The 19,245-nt window shown below is 71.9% G+C and carries 17 protein-coding genes; 13 read left to right on the forward strand and 4 right to left on the reverse strand.

Features of this window, described 5'->3' with window-relative positions; translation table 11 throughout:
* Position 1 precedes the first annotated feature (1 nt).
* A complete protein-coding gene (locus ACQEVU_RS53080; protein ID WP_433338485.1) occupies positions 2-982 on the reverse strand; it encodes a DUF1152 domain-containing protein in 981 nt (326 codons plus the stop codon).
* A 308-nt stretch (positions 983-1,290) separates the two neighbouring features.
* On the opposite strand from ACQEVU_RS53080, the gene ACQEVU_RS53085 reads away from it, so the two are divergent.
* From ACQEVU_RS53085 to ACQEVU_RS53110, 6 genes are all read left to right on the forward strand, one after another.
* Complete coding sequence (locus ACQEVU_RS53085) at positions 1,291-1,497, forward strand: hypothetical protein (RefSeq protein WP_433338487.1); 207 nt, start codon at positions 1,291-1,293, stop codon at positions 1,495-1,497.
* 29 nt (positions 1,498-1,526) lie between these two features.
* A complete protein-coding gene (locus tag ACQEVU_RS53090; RefSeq protein WP_433338489.1) occupies positions 1,527-3,149 on the forward strand; it encodes an exosporium protein in 1,623 nt (540 codons plus the stop codon).
* A gap of 80 nt (positions 3,150-3,229) precedes the next feature.
* Positions 3,230-5,701 carry a DUF2334 domain-containing protein gene (locus ACQEVU_RS53095; protein ID WP_433338491.1) on the forward strand — a complete coding sequence of 824 codons (2,472 nt, stop codon included), beginning with the start codon at positions 3,230-3,232 and terminating at the stop codon, positions 5,699-5,701.
* Between the two features lie 138 nt (positions 5,702-5,839).
* Positions 5,840-6,391, forward strand: a complete 552-nt coding sequence (locus ACQEVU_RS53100) for a SigE family RNA polymerase sigma factor (RefSeq protein WP_433338493.1) — start codon at positions 5,840-5,842, stop codon at positions 6,389-6,391.
* Positions 6,388-7,518 (forward strand): hypothetical protein, encoded by a 1,131-nt coding sequence (locus ACQEVU_RS53105; RefSeq protein ID WP_433338495.1) that lies wholly within the window; start codon positions 6,388-6,390, stop codon positions 7,516-7,518. Before ACQEVU_RS53100 ends, ACQEVU_RS53105 begins: the two co-directional genes overlap by 4 nt.
* 132 nt (positions 7,519-7,650) lie before the next feature.
* Positions 7,651-8,181 (forward strand): hypothetical protein, encoded by a 531-nt coding sequence (locus ACQEVU_RS53110; protein WP_433338497.1) that lies wholly within the window; start codon positions 7,651-7,653, stop codon positions 8,179-8,181.
* A 72-nt stretch (positions 8,182-8,253) separates the two neighbouring features.
* Here the strand turns inward: ACQEVU_RS53110 and ACQEVU_RS53115 are convergent, their stop codons facing one another.
* Positions 8,254-9,681, reverse strand: coding sequence for a ricin-type beta-trefoil lectin domain protein (locus ACQEVU_RS53115; RefSeq protein WP_433338499.1), 1,428 nt, complete (start codon positions 9,679-9,681; stop codon positions 8,254-8,256).
* Between the two features lie 101 nt (positions 9,682-9,782).
* A complete protein-coding gene (locus ACQEVU_RS53120; protein ID WP_433338501.1) occupies positions 9,783-11,675 on the reverse strand; it encodes a ricin-type beta-trefoil lectin domain protein in 1,893 nt (630 codons plus the stop codon).
* A gap of 239 nt (positions 11,676-11,914) precedes the next feature.
* Between ACQEVU_RS53120 and ACQEVU_RS53125 the strand changes: the two genes are divergently transcribed.
* From ACQEVU_RS53125 to ACQEVU_RS53140, 4 genes are read left to right on the forward strand one after another with little or no spacing between them, the layout of a single operon-like run.
* Complete coding sequence (locus ACQEVU_RS53125) at positions 11,915-12,931, forward strand: LacI family DNA-binding transcriptional regulator (protein WP_433338503.1); 1,017 nt, start codon at positions 11,915-11,917, stop codon at positions 12,929-12,931.
* A gap of 48 nt (positions 12,932-12,979) precedes the next feature.
* Positions 12,980-13,543 (forward strand): sugar O-acetyltransferase, encoded by a 564-nt coding sequence (locus tag ACQEVU_RS53130; RefSeq protein ID WP_433338505.1) that lies wholly within the window; start codon positions 12,980-12,982, stop codon positions 13,541-13,543.
* The gene (locus ACQEVU_RS53135) at positions 13,543-14,091 is read left to right on the forward strand and encodes a TetR/AcrR family transcriptional regulator (protein WP_433338506.1); all 549 of its coding nucleotides are present in this window, start codon (positions 13,543-13,545) and stop codon (positions 14,089-14,091) included. Before ACQEVU_RS53130 ends, ACQEVU_RS53135 begins: the two co-directional genes overlap by 1 nt.
* On the forward strand, positions 14,088-15,317 hold the full coding sequence (locus ACQEVU_RS53140) for an MFS transporter (RefSeq protein WP_433338508.1): 1,230 nt from the start codon (positions 14,088-14,090) through the stop codon (positions 15,315-15,317). The genes ACQEVU_RS53135 and ACQEVU_RS53140 overlap by 4 nt, the downstream gene beginning before the upstream one ends.
* On the opposite strand, the gene ACQEVU_RS53145 is transcribed toward ACQEVU_RS53140, so the two are convergent.
* On the reverse strand, positions 15,277-16,506 hold the full coding sequence (locus ACQEVU_RS53145) for an MFS transporter (protein WP_433338510.1): 1,230 nt from the start codon (positions 16,504-16,506) through the stop codon (positions 15,277-15,279). The two genes, ACQEVU_RS53140 and ACQEVU_RS53145, sit on opposite strands and share 41 nt — an antisense overlap.
* Positions 16,507-16,655: 149 nt before the next feature.
* Between ACQEVU_RS53145 and ACQEVU_RS53150 the strand changes: the two genes are divergently transcribed.
* The 3 genes from ACQEVU_RS53150 (at position 16,656) to ACQEVU_RS53160 (ending at position 19,242) form a co-directional block, all read left to right on the forward strand.
* Entirely contained in the window at positions 16,656-18,269 is a 1,614-nt protein-coding gene (locus ACQEVU_RS53150) for a glycoside hydrolase family 64 protein (protein WP_433338512.1), read from the forward strand.
* Between the two features lie 7 nt (positions 18,270-18,276).
* Complete coding sequence (gene rnhA / locus ACQEVU_RS53155; RefSeq protein WP_433338514.1) at positions 18,277-18,732, forward strand: ribonuclease HI; 456 nt, start codon at positions 18,277-18,279, stop codon at positions 18,730-18,732.
* A gap of 84 nt (positions 18,733-18,816) precedes the next feature.
* Positions 18,817-19,242, forward strand: coding sequence for a MerR family transcriptional regulator (locus ACQEVU_RS53160; protein WP_433338516.1), 426 nt, complete (start codon positions 18,817-18,819; stop codon positions 19,240-19,242).
* The last annotated feature ends 3 nt before the right edge of the window (positions 19,243-19,245 follow it).

A 19,245-nucleotide genomic window follows, 5' to 3' on the forward strand; every position in this document is an offset into this window, starting at 1 on the left:
GCTAGTGCGGAAAGGCCCGCCGCGGGCGCGGGGTGATGTCACGGCGGAAGGCATCGATCGCCGCCGACACCGACAGCATGTCCTCGGTGGCGCGGATCTGGTTCAGGTACAGCGAACGGCGCGCCAGCCCGGGCAGGTCGAACGTGAAGTACATGGCCATCAGCGGGTTGACGAACAGCTCCGAGTCCCCGATGCGCTCGGCGACGCGCACGTCCCCGGCGAGGCCGGCCAGGGCCGCGGCGACCTGGCCGTTGACGATGCTCTCGGCGCCGGGCATCTCCGTGGCGGCGAACGCGACCGCGTCGCGGTAGAGGGCGGCCTCGCGGCTGCGGCCCGGGACCGTGAACGCGCCCAGGTAGGCGCCCTCGCGGTCGAGCGCGGCGATGTTCTCGAGGACCTGGACATGGTTGACGCCGTGGTACGCATCGATGCCGAAGCCGATGCTCGCCACCAGCCGCGTCGGCACCGGCGTGCCGAGCACCGCGGCCAGGCTCGTGGCGTCCTCGACGGGCGTGCCGAGGGCCGCCTCGTCGCCGCGCAGCAGGATGTCCGTGCCGCCGTCGACCAGCACGATCGCGTCGAGGGCGAGGCGCTTCGCCAGCGCCCGATACGCCGAGCGCAGCGGCCGCACGCCCGTGCGCGGGAACGCGTACACGGTCGCCGGCCGCCCGTGCCGCGCCAGCCAGCGGGCCAGGGTCCGCTCCGGGCTGTACGAGTCGTACGTCATCGTGTCCGGGCCGATCGCCGCCACCCCGGGCGCCACCCACGCGTCACGGTCGAGGCCATAGAGGTTCGCGATCGACAGATTTCCCAGGTGTACTTCAACATCGCGGCCCTGCAGCCACAACGCGAGCGGCAGCCCGGCGAAGACGTCGAACCCGCCCGGCCCCGGCGACGAGCACGCGCCGGGCGTCGCGGAGGGCCTCGAAGAACGGCGACGGCCACACGCCTGCATGGTGCCCGGCCCGCGCGCGGCGCGCATCGGTATTCCCGCCGGGCGTCAGGATAGGGCGGTCCGCGGGCGGCGCGCGTCATCCGACCGGCGGCGCGATGCGTCCCTTCTCGACTGACAACGCGGCTGCACCCGAGCCGCTACCTTTTGTGGACCAGCCCGGCAACGGGCTGTCGGGAAGGCAGTGATCCGCCGGGCGTCCTCTGGTCGCCGAATCGGCCCGGCGGGGAGTCAGTGGCGAAACCGGCCCCGAGCAACGGTGTTCCAAATCCTGTATTGCTCCGCGCTGCCGCATGTCCCGCGGTGGCCGCGCCCTGCCGTGCCCACGAGGAGTCGTCATGCGCAAGAAGGTCGTCATCGGCGTAGCCGCCGGCGTCGCCGCGGTGGCGCTCGCGTTCGGCATCGGCATCGGCGTCGCCCACCAGGGTCCGGCGCAGCAGGCCCCGGCGGCGGAGAGCCGCCCCGCGAAGAACGGCGAGATGCCGGCGCCCCCAGCGCCGCCGCAGCTGCGTCCGTCCGAGCGCGTCGTCGTCACCGGCAAGTAGTGCACCACCACTGAGATTCGGGAGAGCTCGTGTTCCAGTCCAAGAAGCAGAAGATCGCGGCCATCGGCGCGACCGCGGCCGCCGTCCTCATCGGCGTCGGCGCCACCGCGTACGGCGCGGTGCCCGACTCCGGCACCGGCGTGATCACCGGCTGCCGCAACACCAGCACCGGTGCGCTGCGCGTCATCGACTACCAGGGCGGGCAGCGCTGCAAGAGTGGCGAGCAGCGGATCCAGTGGAACAACCAGGGCCCGAAGGGCGCCACCGGCGCCACGGGTGCGACCGGCGCGCAGGGCGTGCAGGGTCCCCAGGGACCGCAGGGCGTCCAGGGCCCGGCCGGCGCCAAGGGCGCGACCGGCGCCACCGGCGCGACGGGTGCCACGGGCCCCGCCGGCGCCAAGGGCGCAACGGGCGCGACCGGCGCGACGGGTGCCACGGGCGCCACCGGCCCGGCCGGCGCCACCGGCGCGAAGGGCGACAAGGGTGACACCGGCGCCACGGGTGCCCAGGGCGCTCAGGGCGAGAAGGGCGACACCGGCGCCACGGGTGCCCAGGGCGCTCAGGGCGAGAAGGGCGACACCGGCGCGACCGGTGCCCAGGGTGCACAGGGCGAGAAGGGCGACACCGGTGCCACGGGCGCCCAGGGTGCGCAGGGCGAGAAGGGCGACACCGGCGCGACCGGCGCCCAGGGTGCGCAGGGCGACAAGGGCGAGAAGGGCGACAAGGGGGACCAGGGCGAGCAGGGCCTGCAGGGCATCCCCGGCGTCAACGGCAAGGACGGCGCCCCCGGCCCGCAGGGCGAGAAGGGCGACAAGGGCGACACGGGCGCCCAGGGCGAGAAGGGCGACAAGGGTGACACCGGCGCCCAGGGCCTGCCCGGCATCCCCGGCGCCAGCGCGTACGACATCGCCGTGGCCGCCGACCCGAGCGTCGGCACCGTCGACGAGTGGCTCGCCTCGCTGGTCGGTCACGGCACCGACGGCAAGGACGCGTACCAGATGGCGCTCGACGCCGGCCTGACCACCGAGTCGTCCCCCGAGGCGTGGCTCGCCTCGCTCAAGGGCGCGAAGGGCGACAAGGGCGACACCGGCGCGGCCGGCGCGGCCGGCGCCCAGGGTGCCCAGGGCGAGACGGGCGCGGCCGGCGCCGCGGGCAAGGACGGCGTGGCCGGCAAGGACGGCGCCAACGGCAGCGCGATGCTGACCGGCGCGGGTGCCCCGGCCGCCGGCCTCGGCGCGGTCGGCGACGTCTACCTCAACACGACGGACTTCACGCTGTACAAGAAGGCCGACGCCACCACCTGGTCCCCGATCGGCAACATCAAGGGCGCCGCGGGGGCCAACGGCGCCGCCGGCGCGAAGGGCGACAAGGGCGACACCGGCGCGACCGGCGCCCAGGGCCCGGCCGGCGACGGCCTCACCAAGGCGACCAGCACCCCGGTCACCCTGAACAACTCCAGCTCGCAGACGGTCACGATGACGTGCGCCGCGGGCACCACGGCCGTCGCCGGCGGCGTGTCGGCGGGCGCGACGCTCTCGCAGTCCTACGCGTCGACCACCGACCAGACGACCCGCACCTGGATCGTCAAGTTCAACCGCACCGCTTCGTCGGGCAGCGTCACCGTCACGCCGTACATCTACTGCGCCGGCTGACCGACCCGAAGACCCGGGCCCCGGCTCACGCACCAGAGCCGGGGCCCGCCCATACCCAGCGCGAGAGAAGCGAGGACGCAGTGCGCACAACGGTGAAGCTGGTGGGGTCGGCGGTCGTCGGCGCCATCGTCGCGGGCGGGCTCGGGGCGACGGCGCACGCCGCGGCCCCCGCCGTCGCGTCGGTCACCCCGAAGAACGGGTCGACCGGGGTACCGGTCACCGTCCACCCGACGGTGACGTTCAACGAAGCGACCAACCCGGCGTCGCTGCGCTTCTCGTTCGTGAAGACCGTCGGCGGCGCCTCCGTCACCGCGTACTCCACCTACGACGCGCCGACGCACACCTTCACGTTCGTCCCGCGGGCGGTGCTGGCCGACTCCACGCGGTACACCGTCACGATCAAGGTGGCGAACACCTCGGGCGTGCTGAGCGACCAGTACGTCTGGGCCTTCACCACCGGCGTCACCGACCGCACCGCCCCGGCCGCGCCGGGCGCCCCGGCGGTGAGCGACGTGACGACCACGGGCGCGACGCTGGCCTGGGGCGCGTCCACCGACAACGTGGGCGTCACCGGTTACCAGATCTTCGACGGTACGGCCACGACGCCGATCGCCACGCTGACGGGCAACCCGCCGGCGACGACCACGACCCTGTCCGGCCTCGCGCCGTCCACGGACCACTCGATCACGGTGAAGGCGCTCGACGCCGCCGGCAACGCCTCGCCGGCGAGCTCGGCGGCGACGTTCACGACGCTCACCCCGCCGCCCCCGCCGGACGTGACCGCGCCGACGGCACCCGGCGCGCCGGTGGCCGGCGAGGTCACCGCCACGTCGGTCGCGCTCTCCTGGGCGCCGTCCACGGACGACCGGGGCGTGGTGGCGTACCGCATCACCGGCGGCCCGGCCGTGCAGGAGGTGACGGCCACGAGCGCGACGATCACCGGCCTGACCGCGCGCACGCCGTACTCGTTCACCGTCCAGGCCCTCGACGCCGCCGGCAACGTCTCCGCCGCCTCCCCGGCGACGGCCGTCACCACGCCGGCCGCCCCGGTGGCCAACGCCCGCAGCGGCGCCGGCATCCCCGGCTCGACCGGCCGGACCCTGGTCCTCTACGACACCACCGGCCCGTACGGGTTCCTCGGCGAGCAGTACGCCATCGCCACCGCCAACCTCGCCTCGCACTTCGGCGCCTGGACGGCCCAGCCGGTGGTCGACTACGCCGCCGGCGAGATCAACGACTACCAGGCCGTCATCTACATGGGCTCGACCTACGACGAGCCGCTGCCGGCCGCCTTCCTCGACGACGTCACCGCCACGACGAAGCCGGTGATCTGGTCGTACGACAACATCTGGCAGCTCACCGCCCGCGACCCCGGCTTCGCGGCGAACCGCGGCTTCACCTGGACGCAGTTCGACGTCGCGCCGGTGTCCACGGTCAACTACGAGGGCCGGACCTTCACCCGCGACCCGGAGAACCTCGCCGGCATCATGGGCACGACCATCGGCGACGCCACCAAGGCGACCCCGGTCGGCATCGCGGTGCACGACGGCGACGGCGCGGCCATGAACTGGGGCGTGCGGTCGGGCAACTTCACGTACCTCGGCGAGATCCCGTACGCCTACATGACCGCCGACGACCGGTACGTGGCCTTCGCCAACGTCCTCATGGAGGCGCTCGCGCCGCAGACCGCCGAGCGCCACCGCGCCCTGGTGCGCATCGAGGACGTCGGGCCGGACGCCGACCCGGCCGAGCTCAACGCGATCACGACGTACCTGTCGAGCAAGAACGTCCCGTTCTCGGTCGCGGTGTACCCGCGCTACGTCGACCCGAAGGGCGCCAACACCGGCGGCGTGCCCGAGGACTACACCCTCGCCGACCGGCCGCAGGTGGTCGCGGCGCTGAAGAACATGCAGCAGCACGGCGGCACGCTGCTGATGCACGGGTACACGCACCAGTACGCGACCAAGGACAACCCGTACAACGGCGTCAGCGCCGACGACTTCGAGTTCTACCAGGCGCACGTCGACGCGGTCACCAACAACGTCATCTACGACGGCCCGGTGCCCGAGGACTCGCAGGCCTGGGCCCAGACGCGCATCGACGGCAGCTTCGCCGCATTTGCCGCGGCCGGCCTGACCAGGCCGACGATCTTCGAGTTCCCGCACTACGCCGGCTCCGACGCGGCCAACCGCGCGGTCGCGGCGACGTTCCAGACCCGCTACGACCGCGGCCTGTACCCGGTCGGCGCGCTGCGCGGCGGGACGCTGGACAACACGCGGATCATCGGGCAGTTCTTCCCGTACACGGTGCGCGACATCTACGGCGTAATCACGTACCCGGAGAACCTCGGCAACATCGAGCTCGAGCCGTTCAACAACCACCCGGCCCACCTGCCGCCGGACATCATCAAGTCGGCGCAGCTGAACACGGCGGTCAAGGACGGCGTGGCGAGCTTCTTCTTCCACCCGTACGTCGACGTCAGCTACCTGCGCACGACGGTGGAAGGTGTGCTGGCCGCGGGCTACACCTTTGTGCCGGCATCATCCATGTAAATGGTGAAATAACCGAAATGTCCGGCGCCGCCAGGCGCCGGACATTTCGCGTTGTCGGCAGCAAGAAACTTCGGCCAGGCTGAAACGCGCAGACGCCGGGCGGCCGTCTAGTCCGCGCGACGATTGGAGTCCGATCCGGTGAACAGTGACCAAGAGGCGGCGTTCCAGGAGTTCGTCACCGCGCAGATGGACCAGCTGCGCGGCCTGGCGTACCTCACCTGCGGCGACTGGCAGCTGGCCGAGGACGCCGTGTGCACGGTGCTCGCGAAGCTGTACACCCGATGGAAACGGGTCGACCGGCCCGACGCCTACGCCCGCACGATGGTGGTGCGGGCCGCGGTCGACGAGGTCCGGCGGCCCTGGTGGCGGCGCGAGCGCACCGCGGGCGACGCCCTGCCGGAGCCCCCGGCCAGCGACGGCACGCCGGCCGTGATCGACCGGCTCACGGTCCTCGACGCCCTGCGCACCCTGCCGGTGCACCAGCGGGCCGTGCTCGTGCTGCGCTACCTCGAGGGCCGCACCGTCCAGGAGACCGCCGAGGCGCTGCGCTGCCCCGAGGGAACCGTCAAGACCCACACCGCGCGCGGCCTGGCCCGGCTGCGCGAACGGCTCGACGTCGCCGAACCGATGTGGCACGCCGCAAACCAGGGTGTTGCCGCGGCACCCGGACATATCGAGAGGGCGTCATGAGCCAGAACATGCAGGATCTCCTTCAACAGGCGCGGGCCGACGCGCTGGCCGCGGCGCCACCCATGCGCAGCGACGTCGACCAGGTCGTGAAGGCGGGGCGCAGCCGGGCGGTCCGCGGACGGCTGCTGCGCGCCGGCGCCGGGGCCGGCACCGCGGTGGCCGTGGCCGCCGCGCTCGCGCTGCCGCACGCGTTCGGCGGCGCGCCGGCCCAGACCCCGGCCGCGGGCGCCGCCCCGGCGACGGCCGCGGCGCTGTCCTATCCGCAGGGGACGTTCGCGTACGGGTTCAGGGGCTACACCGCCGGCGTGTTCACGGTCAGCGCGCCGATCCTCGTCACGCCCGGCTACCAGGAGGCGTACGTCCGCCGCGGCGACGAGATGGAGACGATGTACGACGGCAGCGCCCCCGGCAGCGTCGCCTCCTCCGTCCCCGGCTACAGCGCGCTGCTGACCGTGTACCGCCCGGGCGCCTTCCAGGCGACCCGGTTCAGCGGCGCCCAGGCGGTGTCGGTGAACGGCCGGCCCGGCCTGTACTCCCCGTCGGTGCACTACCAGCCCGGCGACACCTCACCGTCGACGGGCGCGCTCGCCTGGCAGTACGCCGACAACGCGTGGGCGACCGTGGCGTCGGTGACCCCGGACGGGTACAGCAAGGCCGAGTTCGTGCAGATTGCCGCCGGCCTGACCGCGGCACCGGCGACGACCCCGAAGACGCCGGTGAAGCTGACGTGGACCCCGCCGGGCTACGGGCTGACGTCGGTCGGCGCGACCGACGACTACCCCAACGGCGGCCCGTACATGGTGTCGAGCCAGCGCCTGATCAAGACCCGCCCGGCGTACACCGGCCTGACCGCGACCGTCGACGCCTCGGCGGCCGGCTCGCCGACGTTCCGGGTCGGCGTCTTCCCGGTCGCCTACGCCAACAGCTCGAAAGCGCATCCGGGCACGGCCTCCTACTGCAACAGCGGCAACGCCGACCTCTGCTACCGGATGACCCCGGACGGCAAGTACCAGATCGAGCTGCACAGCAGCGGCGGCCTGTCCCAGGCGGACCTGCGCCACGTGCTCGACTCGGCGCAGGTGGCCGACCCCGCCAACCCGCAGAGCTGGTTCCCGATCAGCGCCTGACCCCCGTTCTCCGCCGGCCGGTGTCCCCTCGGTGGGGCGCCGGCCGGCGTCGTTTCGGCTGACAGAACGGCACCCGTTTCGCCCCTAGCCTGGCGTTGTACCTGATCAGCCGATATGAAGCGGGGACGCGCAGTGGCCACGATCATCGACAAGCCCGAGTCCAAGCCCGAGGCCGAGCAGCCCGTCGCGGCGGCCCCGCGGCGCGGCCGGACCCGCACGGTGCTCGGCGCCGTCGCCCTGACCGCGGTCGCCGGCGTGGCCGGCTGGCAGGCCCCGCACGCGGTCGACGCGCTGACGAAGCCGCCGTACCTCGGCGAGAACGCCGACAAGGTCGCCGCGGCCCTGGGCTGCGACGGCTACACCAGGGCCGCGAAGCACGAGGACACCCTGTACGACTACCGCGACCAGGGCACCTGCACCATCAACGGCGTCGTCGTCACGATCACCACCTTCGACACGGTCGCCGACGGGCACACCTTCGAGGCGGTCATGCAGGCCGTCATCCCGGTGCTGCACCCGACCTGGTCCGGCGCCACGTACGCGGCCGGCGACGGCTGGAACGTCGCCGACGCCCGCAACCTGACCCCCGAGATCGCCACGCTGGCCGTCCAGCGCCTCGGCCTGGGCGCCACCCACGTCATCCGGGCCGGCGTCGCCTCCTGACCCTGCTCGGGTGAAACAGTGCGGCCCGCCTCCCCTGGGCAGGGAGACGGGCCGCCGTGCTTTCCCGGGTGGCTAGCCGAGCGTCCAGCTCTGGTTGGCGGTGCCGCCGCAGGTCCAGATCTGCAGCTGGTTGCCGTCGGCGGTGCTCCAGTCGGTGACGTCCAGGCACTTGCCCGAGCCGGTGTTGACCAGGCTGCCGTTGGCGCCCACCGTCCAGTTCTGGGCGTTGGTGCCGTTGCAGTCGTACAGCTGCACCTTGGTGCCGTTGGCCGTGCCGGCCGCGGTCACGTCCATGCACTTGCCGAGCGCGCGGAAGGTGTTGCCGGTGTGCGTCCACTGCTGGGCGTTGGTGCCGTTGCAGGTGTACAGCTGCACGTGGGCGCCGTTGGTCGAGCTCGCGCCGGCGACGTCGACGCACTTGCCGCCGTAGCCGTGGATCGGCGTGGTGCTGCCGGCCGGCGGCGTGGTCGGCGGGGTGGTGGTCGGCGGCGGGTTCGTGGTACCGCCGGTGATCCCCTTGAAGATGTTGGTGAACTGGTAGTTGCTCTGTGCCGTGCCGCTCTGGCCCTGGTTGTCACGGCCGAGCGACCAGAACGTGAGCTCCTGGATGCCCTTGCTCGCGGCGAACGCCTCGAGCTCCTGGGCGTCCTGGATGGTGAAGACCTCGGCGCTGGTGTCGTTCACGCCGATCATCGGGCAGTTGCCCTCCATCGCCCACAGCTGCGCGTCGGTCTTGGTGTTCCAGATCTGACCGAGCTGGTTGCGCAGGCCGTTGGCCGCGCTGATCGCCGCCTGGCCCATGTCCATCGCCGGGCCGTAGTCCATGGTCATGATGTTGACCAGGTTGACGTTCAGGTTGTGGCTCTTGGCGTTCTGCAGCAGCGCGATGCCGTTGGACTCCAGGCCGCTCGGGCTGACCGGCAGCGTGTAGTCCACGGCCAGGGTCTTGCCCTGGCTGGCGTACTGCTGCTGCAGGTTGGCCAGCGCGGTGTTGCGCCGGTCGTTGGCGGCCGTGTTGTTCAGCGTCGAGCCCTCGATGTCGAGGTCGATGCGGGTCAGGTTGAACTGGTCGATGACCTTCTTGTACTGCGCCTGCATCGCCGAGACCGTGCTGCACGAGGCGAGCTCGTCGCCCGACGCGCCGCCGAACGACACGATGACGTCGCCGCCGACCGCGCGCAGGCTGTTGATGGCGTTGTTCCAGCCGGCGTCGGTGACCGGGGTGTCGCCGTTGATGGTGGCGTTACAGGTGCCCTGGCTGATGACGAAGGCCAGCGTGTAGTACTTGTTGCCCGTCGCGTTGTACGCGGCCATGAGCGTGGACGGGTTGTTCCACATCTCCGCATACGGCGCGGCGTAGTGGGCCGGGAAGCCTTGGCCGGGGTTGGCGGCGGCGGACGCGGCTGCGATGTTGGCGAACATGACGCCGGCGGTGGCCAGCGGCAGCACGCCGATCGCCGCTAGGAGCGGCAGCCTTCTGCGGGTGCGGGATCGGGGCATGGACTTTCCTCCGGTTGGACAGGCGGACGACTAGGGGGGTGACGGCGGCGCCCAGGGTTGGGGGTGGGCGCCGCCGGAACTTCGGTCCGGTATGCCCGGACTCAGGAGGGCAGCGTCCAGAGCTGGTTGGCGCCGCCGAAGCAGGTCCAGATCTGCAGGCGGGTGCCGTCGGCGCTGCTGTTGCCCGTGGCGTCGAGGCACTTGCCGGAGCCGGTGTTCACCAGCTTCCCGGCGCTCGCCGTCCACTTCTGGGCGTTGGTGCCGTTGCAGTCGTACAGCTGCACGGTCGTGCCGTCGGCGGTGCCGGCACCCGTCACGTCGAGGCACTTGCCGAGCGCGCGGACGCTGTTGTCGGCGTTGCCGACCGTCCACTGCTGGGCGCCGGTGCCGTTGCAGGTGTACAGCTGCACCGCGGTCCCGTTGGCCGAGCTCGCGCCGGCGACGTCGACGCACTTGCCGCCGATGCCGGTGATCTGGCCGGTGTGCGTGCCACCGCCGCCGGTCTGCGTGGCGGTCGGCGTCGGGTTGCCGGTGGCGGTGTTCCACGTGAACGTCGCCGAGGTCTTCGTCGGCAGGCTGTAGACGAACGACTGGCCGCCCCAGTTGACCTTCACCGTCTGCGTCGAGGCGCTGGAGTTGAAGGCGATGAGGGCCTTCGAGCCGTCCGGGTTCTTGAACGCCACGTTCGGGATGGTCGAGTTGGCGCTCGAGTCGATGCGCACCGCGCCCGGGCGGACGAACTTGGTCAGGTGGCCCATCGTGTAGTACTCGATGGTGTAGTCGACCTGGCCGCTGCGCGAGTCGCCGCGGTGCACCGTGATCAGGCCGGTGCAGGTGCCGCAGCCGCCGTTGTGCGGGCCCATGTTCTGGTCGACGGCGAGGCTCCACTTGGTCCAGGACCGGCCCCAGTTGCGGAAGTAGTCGACCAGGTCGTACATGTCCTCGGACTGCTGGTCGGTGACCCAGGTGCCGCCGGAGTGCTCGGTGAAGTACATGTTCACGTTCGGGAACTGGTTGTGCACCGTGGTCATCTGCGTCGGGCTGCCGCCGTAGTCGTGCCACGCGATGCCGCCGAAGTTCGGGTGGTTGCGGATCGCGGTGTCGTTGATCAGCGGCGACACCCACGTGTCGTAGGTGTCGAAGTTCCAGTCGCCGATGAGCAGCTTGGTGCTCAGGCCCGCGCTCTGCAGGGCCGGCATGAGGTCGTTCTTGGCGAACGACTGCAGGCCCGAGACCGGCCACTGCATCGACGGGTAGCCGGCGCAGCACCCGGGCTCGTTCTGCTCGGTCACGTAGTTGATGTGCACGCCCTGGGCCTCGTAGCCCTGGATGTACTTCACGAAGTACTGCGCGTACGTCTTGTAGTACTGGGCCTGCAGGTAGCCCTGGCTGTACGCGTTGTTGTCCTTCATCCACGGCGGCGCCGACCAGGGCGAGCCGATGACGATGGTGCTCGGGTTCAGACCTTTGGCCTGCTTCGTGAGCGCCATGACATCGGCGTCCCGCGACAGCGAGAAGTCGTTCAGGTCGCAGCAGGTGTTGTCGTACGAGTAGCTGTTCTGCGCCAGGTCGGAGGAGCCGATCACGTTGCGCAGCGCGCTCAGGCCGATGCCCGAGGTGGGGCTGAACAGCTTGTTCATCACGTCGTTCTGCGTCGCGGTGCTCAGCGCGCCGCTGCCGCGGATGTCGAAGGCGGCGGTGTCGGTGAACGACGCGCCCGCGCCCTCGAACGGCTGGTACGTGACGCCGTCGTTGACGGTGATGGTCTGGTTCGCGCTGCCGCTGCTCGCGGTGAACACGACCGGGCTCTGCTGCTGCAGACCGCGGGTGACGGTCCGGCCGCCGGAGTCGGAGGTCGTGGTCAGCCAGACGTTGACGCTCTCGTTCGCCGCGTTGGCGAACTGCTGGGGGAGCACGGCCACGGCCGCGGCGGCCACCGCCACGGCGGCCAGGACGGCCGCCTGCCGGGCTCTTCTCGGCTTGTTTTTGGGCATGAGACATCGCCTCTCGAAGGCGGTGTGACCGGAGCTGGGCTGGCGGGCCTGCGTCGCGGTCGGGGGTCGGGTGAGGGGTCCTACATGGCGGGGTGTCACATAGAAAACACCCGATGCTGCGGCGTGTCAACGAAACACAGCAAAAGATAATGAAACAAGTTACAAACCTTATGTCATTTATACTGCGCAGCAATCCAAGCCCCCTCGCAGCCCGTGACCAGGAAGATTGGACCGCGTCCGTGACGAGACGTGCCACGATCCGTGACCTCGCCGACCAGACCGGCGTCTCGGTCGCCACCGTCTCGCGCGTGCTCAACGGGCACGCGAACGTCTCGGCGCAGACCCGCGACCTGGTGCTCCGGGCCGCGAGCAAGCTGGGCGCGCACGGGCCGCGGCCGCGCTCGGGCCCGGCGATCGGCGGTGACACGGTGTTCGTGCGCTGCCCGTACGTGCTCAGCGACTACTTCGGCCTCATCGTCTCCTCCGTCGTGGAGACCGCCGAGCTGCACGGCCTGAGCGTCATGCTCAACGCCGGCAAGAGCGCCGCCGGCCGCAGCCCGCTGCCGACCCTGCCCGAGCGGGCCGGGGTGCGCGGCGCGATCCTCATCCTGCCGCCGGAGCCCGCCGAGGACCTGGCGGCGCTGCGCGACCGGCAGTTCCCGTTCGTGGTGGTCGACCCGCGCACCGCCCCGCCGCGCGACGTCGTCGCGGTGTCCTCGGCGCACTTCGCCGGCGCGCGCAGCGTCGCCGCGCACGTGGTCGGGCTCGGGCACCGCCGGGTCGGCATCATCGGCGGCCCGCGCGAGTGGTCGGTCAACGACGGGCGGCAGGCCGGCTACATCGCGCCGCTCGTCGACGTCGGCGTCCTGCCCCCGGCCGAGCTGCTGCGCTTCGTCACCGAGCCCAACGAGGAGCAGGGTCACGCCCTGGCCTGCGAGCTGCTCGACCTGCGCGAACGGCCGACCGCGCTGCTGTGCTTCAACGACAAGATCGCCCTCGGGGCGCTGCGGGCCGCCGCCGAGCGCGGGCTGCGGGTGCCCGAGGACCTGACGGTGGCCGGCTTCGACGACATCGAGATCAGCCGGGCCACCCAGCCGATGCTCACCACCGTCCGCCAGCCCCTGGCCGAGCTCGGCCGGATGGCGGTCACGATGCTCCTGCGCCTGATGGGCGGGCACGAGCTCGACGCGCTGCACGTGGAGCTGGCCACCGAGCTGGTCGTGCGCGGCTCCACCGCTCCACCGCGGTCTCTGTAACAGTTACAGTGGTGTACAGATGTACATAGGCAGTGTACGTTTGTACACATGCCAGGTCCCGAGAAGTCTATGCGGCAACGCATGCTCGACGGCGAGCTCTACATCGCCGACGAGGAGATCGGGCGCGACTACGTGCGCGCCCAGGAGCTGACGCGCCGCATCAACGCGCTGCCGGTCACCGAGGCCGACACCAAGCGCCGCCTGCTCACCGAGCTGCTCGGCGGGATCGGCGAGGAGACCGAGATCCGCGCGCCGATGCAGTTCGACTACGGCACCCAGACGACCATCGGGGCCCGCAGCTTCGTGAACTTCGGGCTCGTCTGCCTCGACGTCGCCCGCGTGACGATCGGCGACGACGTGCAGATCGCCAGCAATGTCCAGCTGCTCACGGCCTGGCACCCGGTCGACCCGCAGCTGCGCCGCGACAAGTGGGAGGCCGGCTCGCCGATCACCATCGGCGACAACGTGTGGCTCGGCGGCGGGGTCATCGTCTGCCCGGGCGTCACGATCGGCGACAACACCGTCGTCGGCGCGGGCGCGGTGGTCGTCAAGGACCTGCCGGCCAACGTCGTCGCGGTCGGCAACCCGGCGCGGATCGTCCGCGAGATCTGATGTCCATCCGCCGGCACGACCCCGACCGCAAGGACCGCATCATCGACGCGGCCATCGGGGTCATCGCCGAGCACGGCGTCGCCGGGACCACCCACCGGCTCATCGCCGCGGCCGCGGACGTGCCGCTGGGCTCGCTGACGTACCACTTCAGCGGGCTCGACGACCTGCGGGCGCAGGCGTTCCGCCGGCACGCCGAGCGGATGTCGGTCATCTACGAGGCCCACTTCCGGGGCGTGCGGACCCGCGCGGAGTTCGTCGAGGCGGTCACCGACCTCATCGACGGCGACGCCGGGGCGAGCGCCCCGGACTGGGCGATCGCCTACGAGCTGTACCTGGCGGCGCTGCGCGAGCCGGCCCTGCGCGAGATCACCGAGGCGTGGATGCGCAGCAGCCGCGCCGTGCTCGAGCGCTACGTGGACCCGACCACGGCCCGGGGCGTCGACGCCCTGATCGAGGGCCTGGTCATGCACAAGACCCTCTCGACCCGGCCGGTGTCCCGGCAGGACATCCGCACCATTGTTGAACGAACGATCGGACCCACCCCGTGACGCACCCCGCAACGCTTGCCAAGCCCGCCGCCGACCTGCGCGCCGCCACGCGCGCGACCTACGCCGCCTTCATCTGGAGCGGCGTGTCGATGTCGAGCTGGGCCAGCCGCATCCCGCAGATCCGCGACTCCCTGCACCTCACCCCGTCCCGGCTCGGGCTCGTGCTGCTGTCGATCGCCTCCGGCTCGCTCGTCTCGCTGGTCGCCTCCGGGCACATCGTGGCCCGCTTCGGCTCCCGCCGGACCGTCGCGGCGATGGCCGGCCTGCTGACGATCGCCCTGGCCGGCGCCGCGTCCGGCTACCACTTCGGGGTGGCGCCGGTGGTGGCCAGCCTGTTCCTGTTCGGCTTCGCCAACGGGGCCTGGGACGTGGCCATGAACGTCCAGGGCGCCGTGGTCGAGCGCGGGCTGCGCCGCTCGATCATGCCGCGCTTCCATGCCGGATTCAGCGTCGGTACCGTGGCCGGCGCCCTGATCGGCGCGGCCGCCGTCGCGCTGCACGTCCCGGTGACGCTGCACCTGGCCGTGATCGCGCTCGTCGTCGGCGGGAGCACCGCGCTCGCCGTCCAGCGGTTCATTCCGGACGGCACACAGCCCGACGAGGCACCGGCCGAGGGCGGCGGGGGCCTGCGCCACACGCTGCGGTTCTGGCGCGAGCCGCGCACGCTGCTCATCGGCCTCTTCGTGCTGGCGTTCGCGTTCGCCGAAGGCACCGGCGTCGACTGGATCAACGTGGCGCTCATCGACGACTACCACGCCCCGGCGGCGGTCGGCACGCTCGCGTTCGCGGTGTTCCTGGCCGCGATGACGGTCGGGCGCTGGTACGGCCCCGGCATGCTTGACCGCTACGGCCGCGTCCTCGTGGTCCGGGTCATCGCGGTGATCGGCCTGCTCGGCCTGGCGCTGTTCATCTTTGGCGCGGCCACGCCGCTGGCGTTCGCCGGCGCCCTGCTGTGGGGCATCGGCGCCTCGCTGGGCTTCCCGGTCGGCATGAGCGCCGCCTCGGACGATCCCCGGTACGCCGCGCCCCGTGTGAGCGTCGTGGCGTCGATCGGCTACTGCGCCTTCCTCGGCGGCCCGCCGCTGATCGGCTTCCTGGCCGACCAGTCCACCGTGCTGCGCGCGCTGATCGCCACGGCGGTCCTGCTGGGCATCGCCACCCTGATCGCCGGCGCGGTCCGGGAGCCTACGCGGTCGCCGGAGCCGGATCCGGCGCTGGATCGGTGACGAACGGACGGTTGCGCAGGGCCCAGTTGACGACCGGCGGCATCGCGGCCCCGGCCAGTGCGAACGCCGCGCCGAGCACGAGCCAGCCCGGGCCGCCCCAGCCCACGGCGAGGGTGGTGGCCACGACCGGCGCGAGCATCTGGCCGAGCTGCATGCCGATGGCGTAGGCGCCCTGGTACTGCCCGTGCGCGTCCGGCGGCGCCAGCCCGAACGAGATGCCCCACCCGGACGCCGCGTGCCACAGCTCGGCGCCCACGTGGACCAGCGCGCCGGCCACCAGCAGGGCGATCGTCGCCGCGTGGTGCGCGGGCCCGGACAGCGCGTAGAGCGCGCACGCGGCGAGCAGGGCGAACCCGGCCCGACGGGCCGCCCGGGCCCCGCCGCGCGGCTCGTCGGTGCCGCGGGCCGCGCGGACCTGGAACAGCACCACCGCCGTGGTGTTGGTCAGGAACAGCACCGCGATGAGCCAGTGCGGGGCGTCGGTGCGGTGGGCGATCCACAGCGGCAGCGCAACCTCGAAGATGCCGAAGTGGGTCGACAGCAGCCCGTCGAGGGCGACGAAGGCCAGGAACGGCCGGTCGCGCAGCGCGATGAGCCGGGGGCCCTCGGCGCGGCGGGCCGTGCGCGGCACCGGGTCGAGGCGGCTCAGCAGCACGGCCGCGAGCAGGTACGTCACCGCGTCGCCGAAGATCAGCCACAGGTACGCCGGGCGGCTGTCCACGGCGAGCCCGACGCCGGCCAGCGCGGCGCCGCCGGCGATGCCGATGTTGGTCACCGAGCGCAGGTAGGCCCGCGTGTGCACGCGCTTGTCGGCCGGCACGGCGCCGGCGATCACCGCGCCCTTGGCCGCCCGCTGCGCCGCGTCGGCGACGGCGAGGGGCACCGCGATCAGCAGGTACGTCCACACCGACCCGACCAGCGCGAACGCCGCCGTCCCGATCGCCTGCGCGACCAGCCCGGCCAGCAGGACCCCGCGGGCGCCGGCGCGGTCGGCGACATACCCCATCGGGGCGCTCGCCACCATGCACACCAGCGCGGTCGCGCTCAGGGCGGCGCCCGTCTGGGCGACCGACAGCCCGGCGAAGCGGGTCAGGAACAGCGCGCCCGCCGCCATCCACATGCCGCTGCCGAGCGTGTTGACGAGCTGCGCGATGACGAGCAGCCGCAGGGGCCCGGTCGGTAGTCGCATGGTCGCCACCTTAACAAGACGTACGTACGGTTTGCTAGACCCAAACTCAATTGAGCCTTAACAGATCGTTGGGTTTCGTTGGATCGCGTTGACGCCTGTGCCGGCCTGCTCGATTCTCACGTGAGAGCGCTCTCAGAAGGGGTTTCACCGTGCGATTGAAGACCAAGCTGCTCGGCGCCGCGGCTCTGCTGGCCGCCGCCGTGCCGGTCGCCATAGCCGCCATGCCGTCCGCCCTGGCGACCGGGCCGAACCTGCTGCCGTTCACCGTGACGAACACGACCGGGCGCGGCGACGCGGTGTACCTGTACGTGCTCGGCACCAACCTCGCGACCGGCCGGCTCGGCTACGTCGACGCCGGCGGCACGTTCACCGCCTGGTCGGGCGGGACCAACCCGCCGATGCCGGCGCCCGACGTGTCGATCCCGGGCCCCGCGAACGGGGCCAGCAAGACCATCCAGCTGCCACGCGGGCTGTCCGGGCGGGTGTACATGTCGCTGGGGGAGAGGCTCAAGTTCTTCCTCACCCCCGACGGGCTCGTCCAGCCGGCGCCGTGGTCGGCGAGCGACCCCAACCACGACATCCTGTTCGACTGGAGCGAGTTCACGTACAACGACGCCGGCCTGTGGCTCAACAGCTCGCAGGTCGACATGTTCGCCGTGCCGCACGCCGTCAGCGTGACCGGCGCCGACGGCTCGACCCACACCACCGGCGCGCTCGTGGCCAACGGCCGGCAGAACGTCATCGACCAGATCAGGGGCACGGCGGGCTGGGGCAACACCGTCGTGACCCGCGCCGACGGGACCGTGCTGCGGGTGCTCTCGCCGGGCAAGGCGGCCGACGCCGGGCTGTTCAGCGCGACGTACCTCGACCCCTACATCGCCAACGCCTGGAGCGCCTACGCCTCGAAGACGCTGACGGTCCAGCCGTTCACCGACCAGCCCAACGTGAAGTACTACGGCCGCACCAGCGGCACCGTCATGAACTTCACCGACGGCTCCGGCCGGCAGGTGGCGAGCTTCAACCGGCCCTCGACGGCCAACGTGTGGGGCTGCGACGGCGCCCTCGGCGCCCCCAACGACCAGGTCGTCGGGCCGATCGCCCGCACGCTGTGCGCCGCCCTGCACCGCAGCACGCTCGGCACGATCGACACCCAGCCCGGCGGTACGGCGGCCGACTTCTACAAGAGCGCGCTGACCAACCACTACTCGAAGATCGTGCACGCGAACATGGCCGACGGGAAGGCGTACGGCTTCGCGTTCGACGACGTGATGAACCAGGAGTCGCTCGTCCACGACGGCGACCCGCGTTCGGCGGGCATCACCTTGAGCCCGTTCACCGGCGGGGGCGGCGGCACGGTCCCGCCGCCGCCCCCGGCCACCAACGCGAAGTCGGTCGCCAGCAACTGGAACGGCAAGTGCGTCGACGTGCCGAACTGGAACTTCGCCGACGGCCAGCGGCTCATCGTGTGGGACTGCCACGGCGGTACCAACCAGAAGTGGACGTTCACCGGCGGCACGCTGCGCACCGAGAACAACAAGTGCATGGACGTGGCCTGGGGCTCGACCGCCAACGGCGCGGCCATCCAGATCGCCAACTGCAGCGGCAACGCGGCCCAGCAGTTCGTGCTCAGCGGCGCCGGCGACCTCGTCAACCCGCAGGCGAACAAGTGCGTCGACATCGCCGACTGGAACCCGGACAACGGCGCGCTGCTGCAGCTGTGGGACTGTGCCGGCACGGCGAACCAGAAGTGGCACGCGGTCTAATAGGGGCGTGACCCACGTCGAGATCTACACGGACGGCGCCTGCAGCGGAAACCCGGGACCGGGGGGCTGGGGCGCCGTCCTGCGCTACGGCAGCGTCGAGAAGGAGATGTGCGGCGGCGAGGCCACGGCGACGACGAACAACCGCATGGAGCTCACCGCGCCGATCCGCGCGCTGGCCAGCCTCACCCGGCCGGTGACCGTGCATCTGTACACCGACAGCTCGTACGTCCGCAACGGCATCACCGCCTGGGTGCCGCGGTGGAAGCGCAACGGCTGGCAGACCGCCGACCGCCAGCCGGTGAAGAACGTCGACCTGTGGCAGGAGCTCGACGCGCTCGTCGCCCTGCACCAGGTCGAGTGGCACTGGGTGAAGGGCCACGCCGGCCACCCCGAGAACGAGCGCGCCGACCGCCTCGCCGCCCGCGGCCTGCAGGAGGCCCGATCGGCACACCGGCACGCATGAGGATCCTCGTCGACGACCTCCGCTCCTTCCTCGACGTCTGGCGACTTGCATCCGGTACCCGGGTACAGGTTTACCGTTGGAGCCGTGACGGGTCTGCGCAGCGGTGAGGTGGCCGAGCGGGCGGGCGTGAACATCCAGACGCTGCGGTACTACGAACGCCGCGGCCTGCTGCCCGCGCCGGACCGCTCGCTCGGCGGCCACCGCCTCTACCCGCCCGACACGGTCGCGCTGCTGCAGGTCATCAAGGCCGCCCAGCGCCTCGGCTTCACCCTCGACGAGGTCGCCGAGCTCCTCGACACCGGCCGCCGCCGGCACCCCACGCCCGACCTGCGGCAGCGGGCCATCGACAAGATCGCCGAGATCGACGCGCGGATCGCCGACCTGGCCGCGATCCGCACCGCGCTGACCGAGGTCGTCGACGCCGAGTGCGACAGCCTGACCAACTGCACCTGCCCGCGCTGCCCGATCCCGTTCCTGACCATCGGGGCGGGACCGCCCGGGCCGGAATAGCCC

This window comes from Dactylosporangium sp. CA-139066, from assembly GCF_050936175.1.
GTDB lineage: Bacteria > Actinomycetota > Actinomycetes > Mycobacteriales > Micromonosporaceae > Dactylosporangium.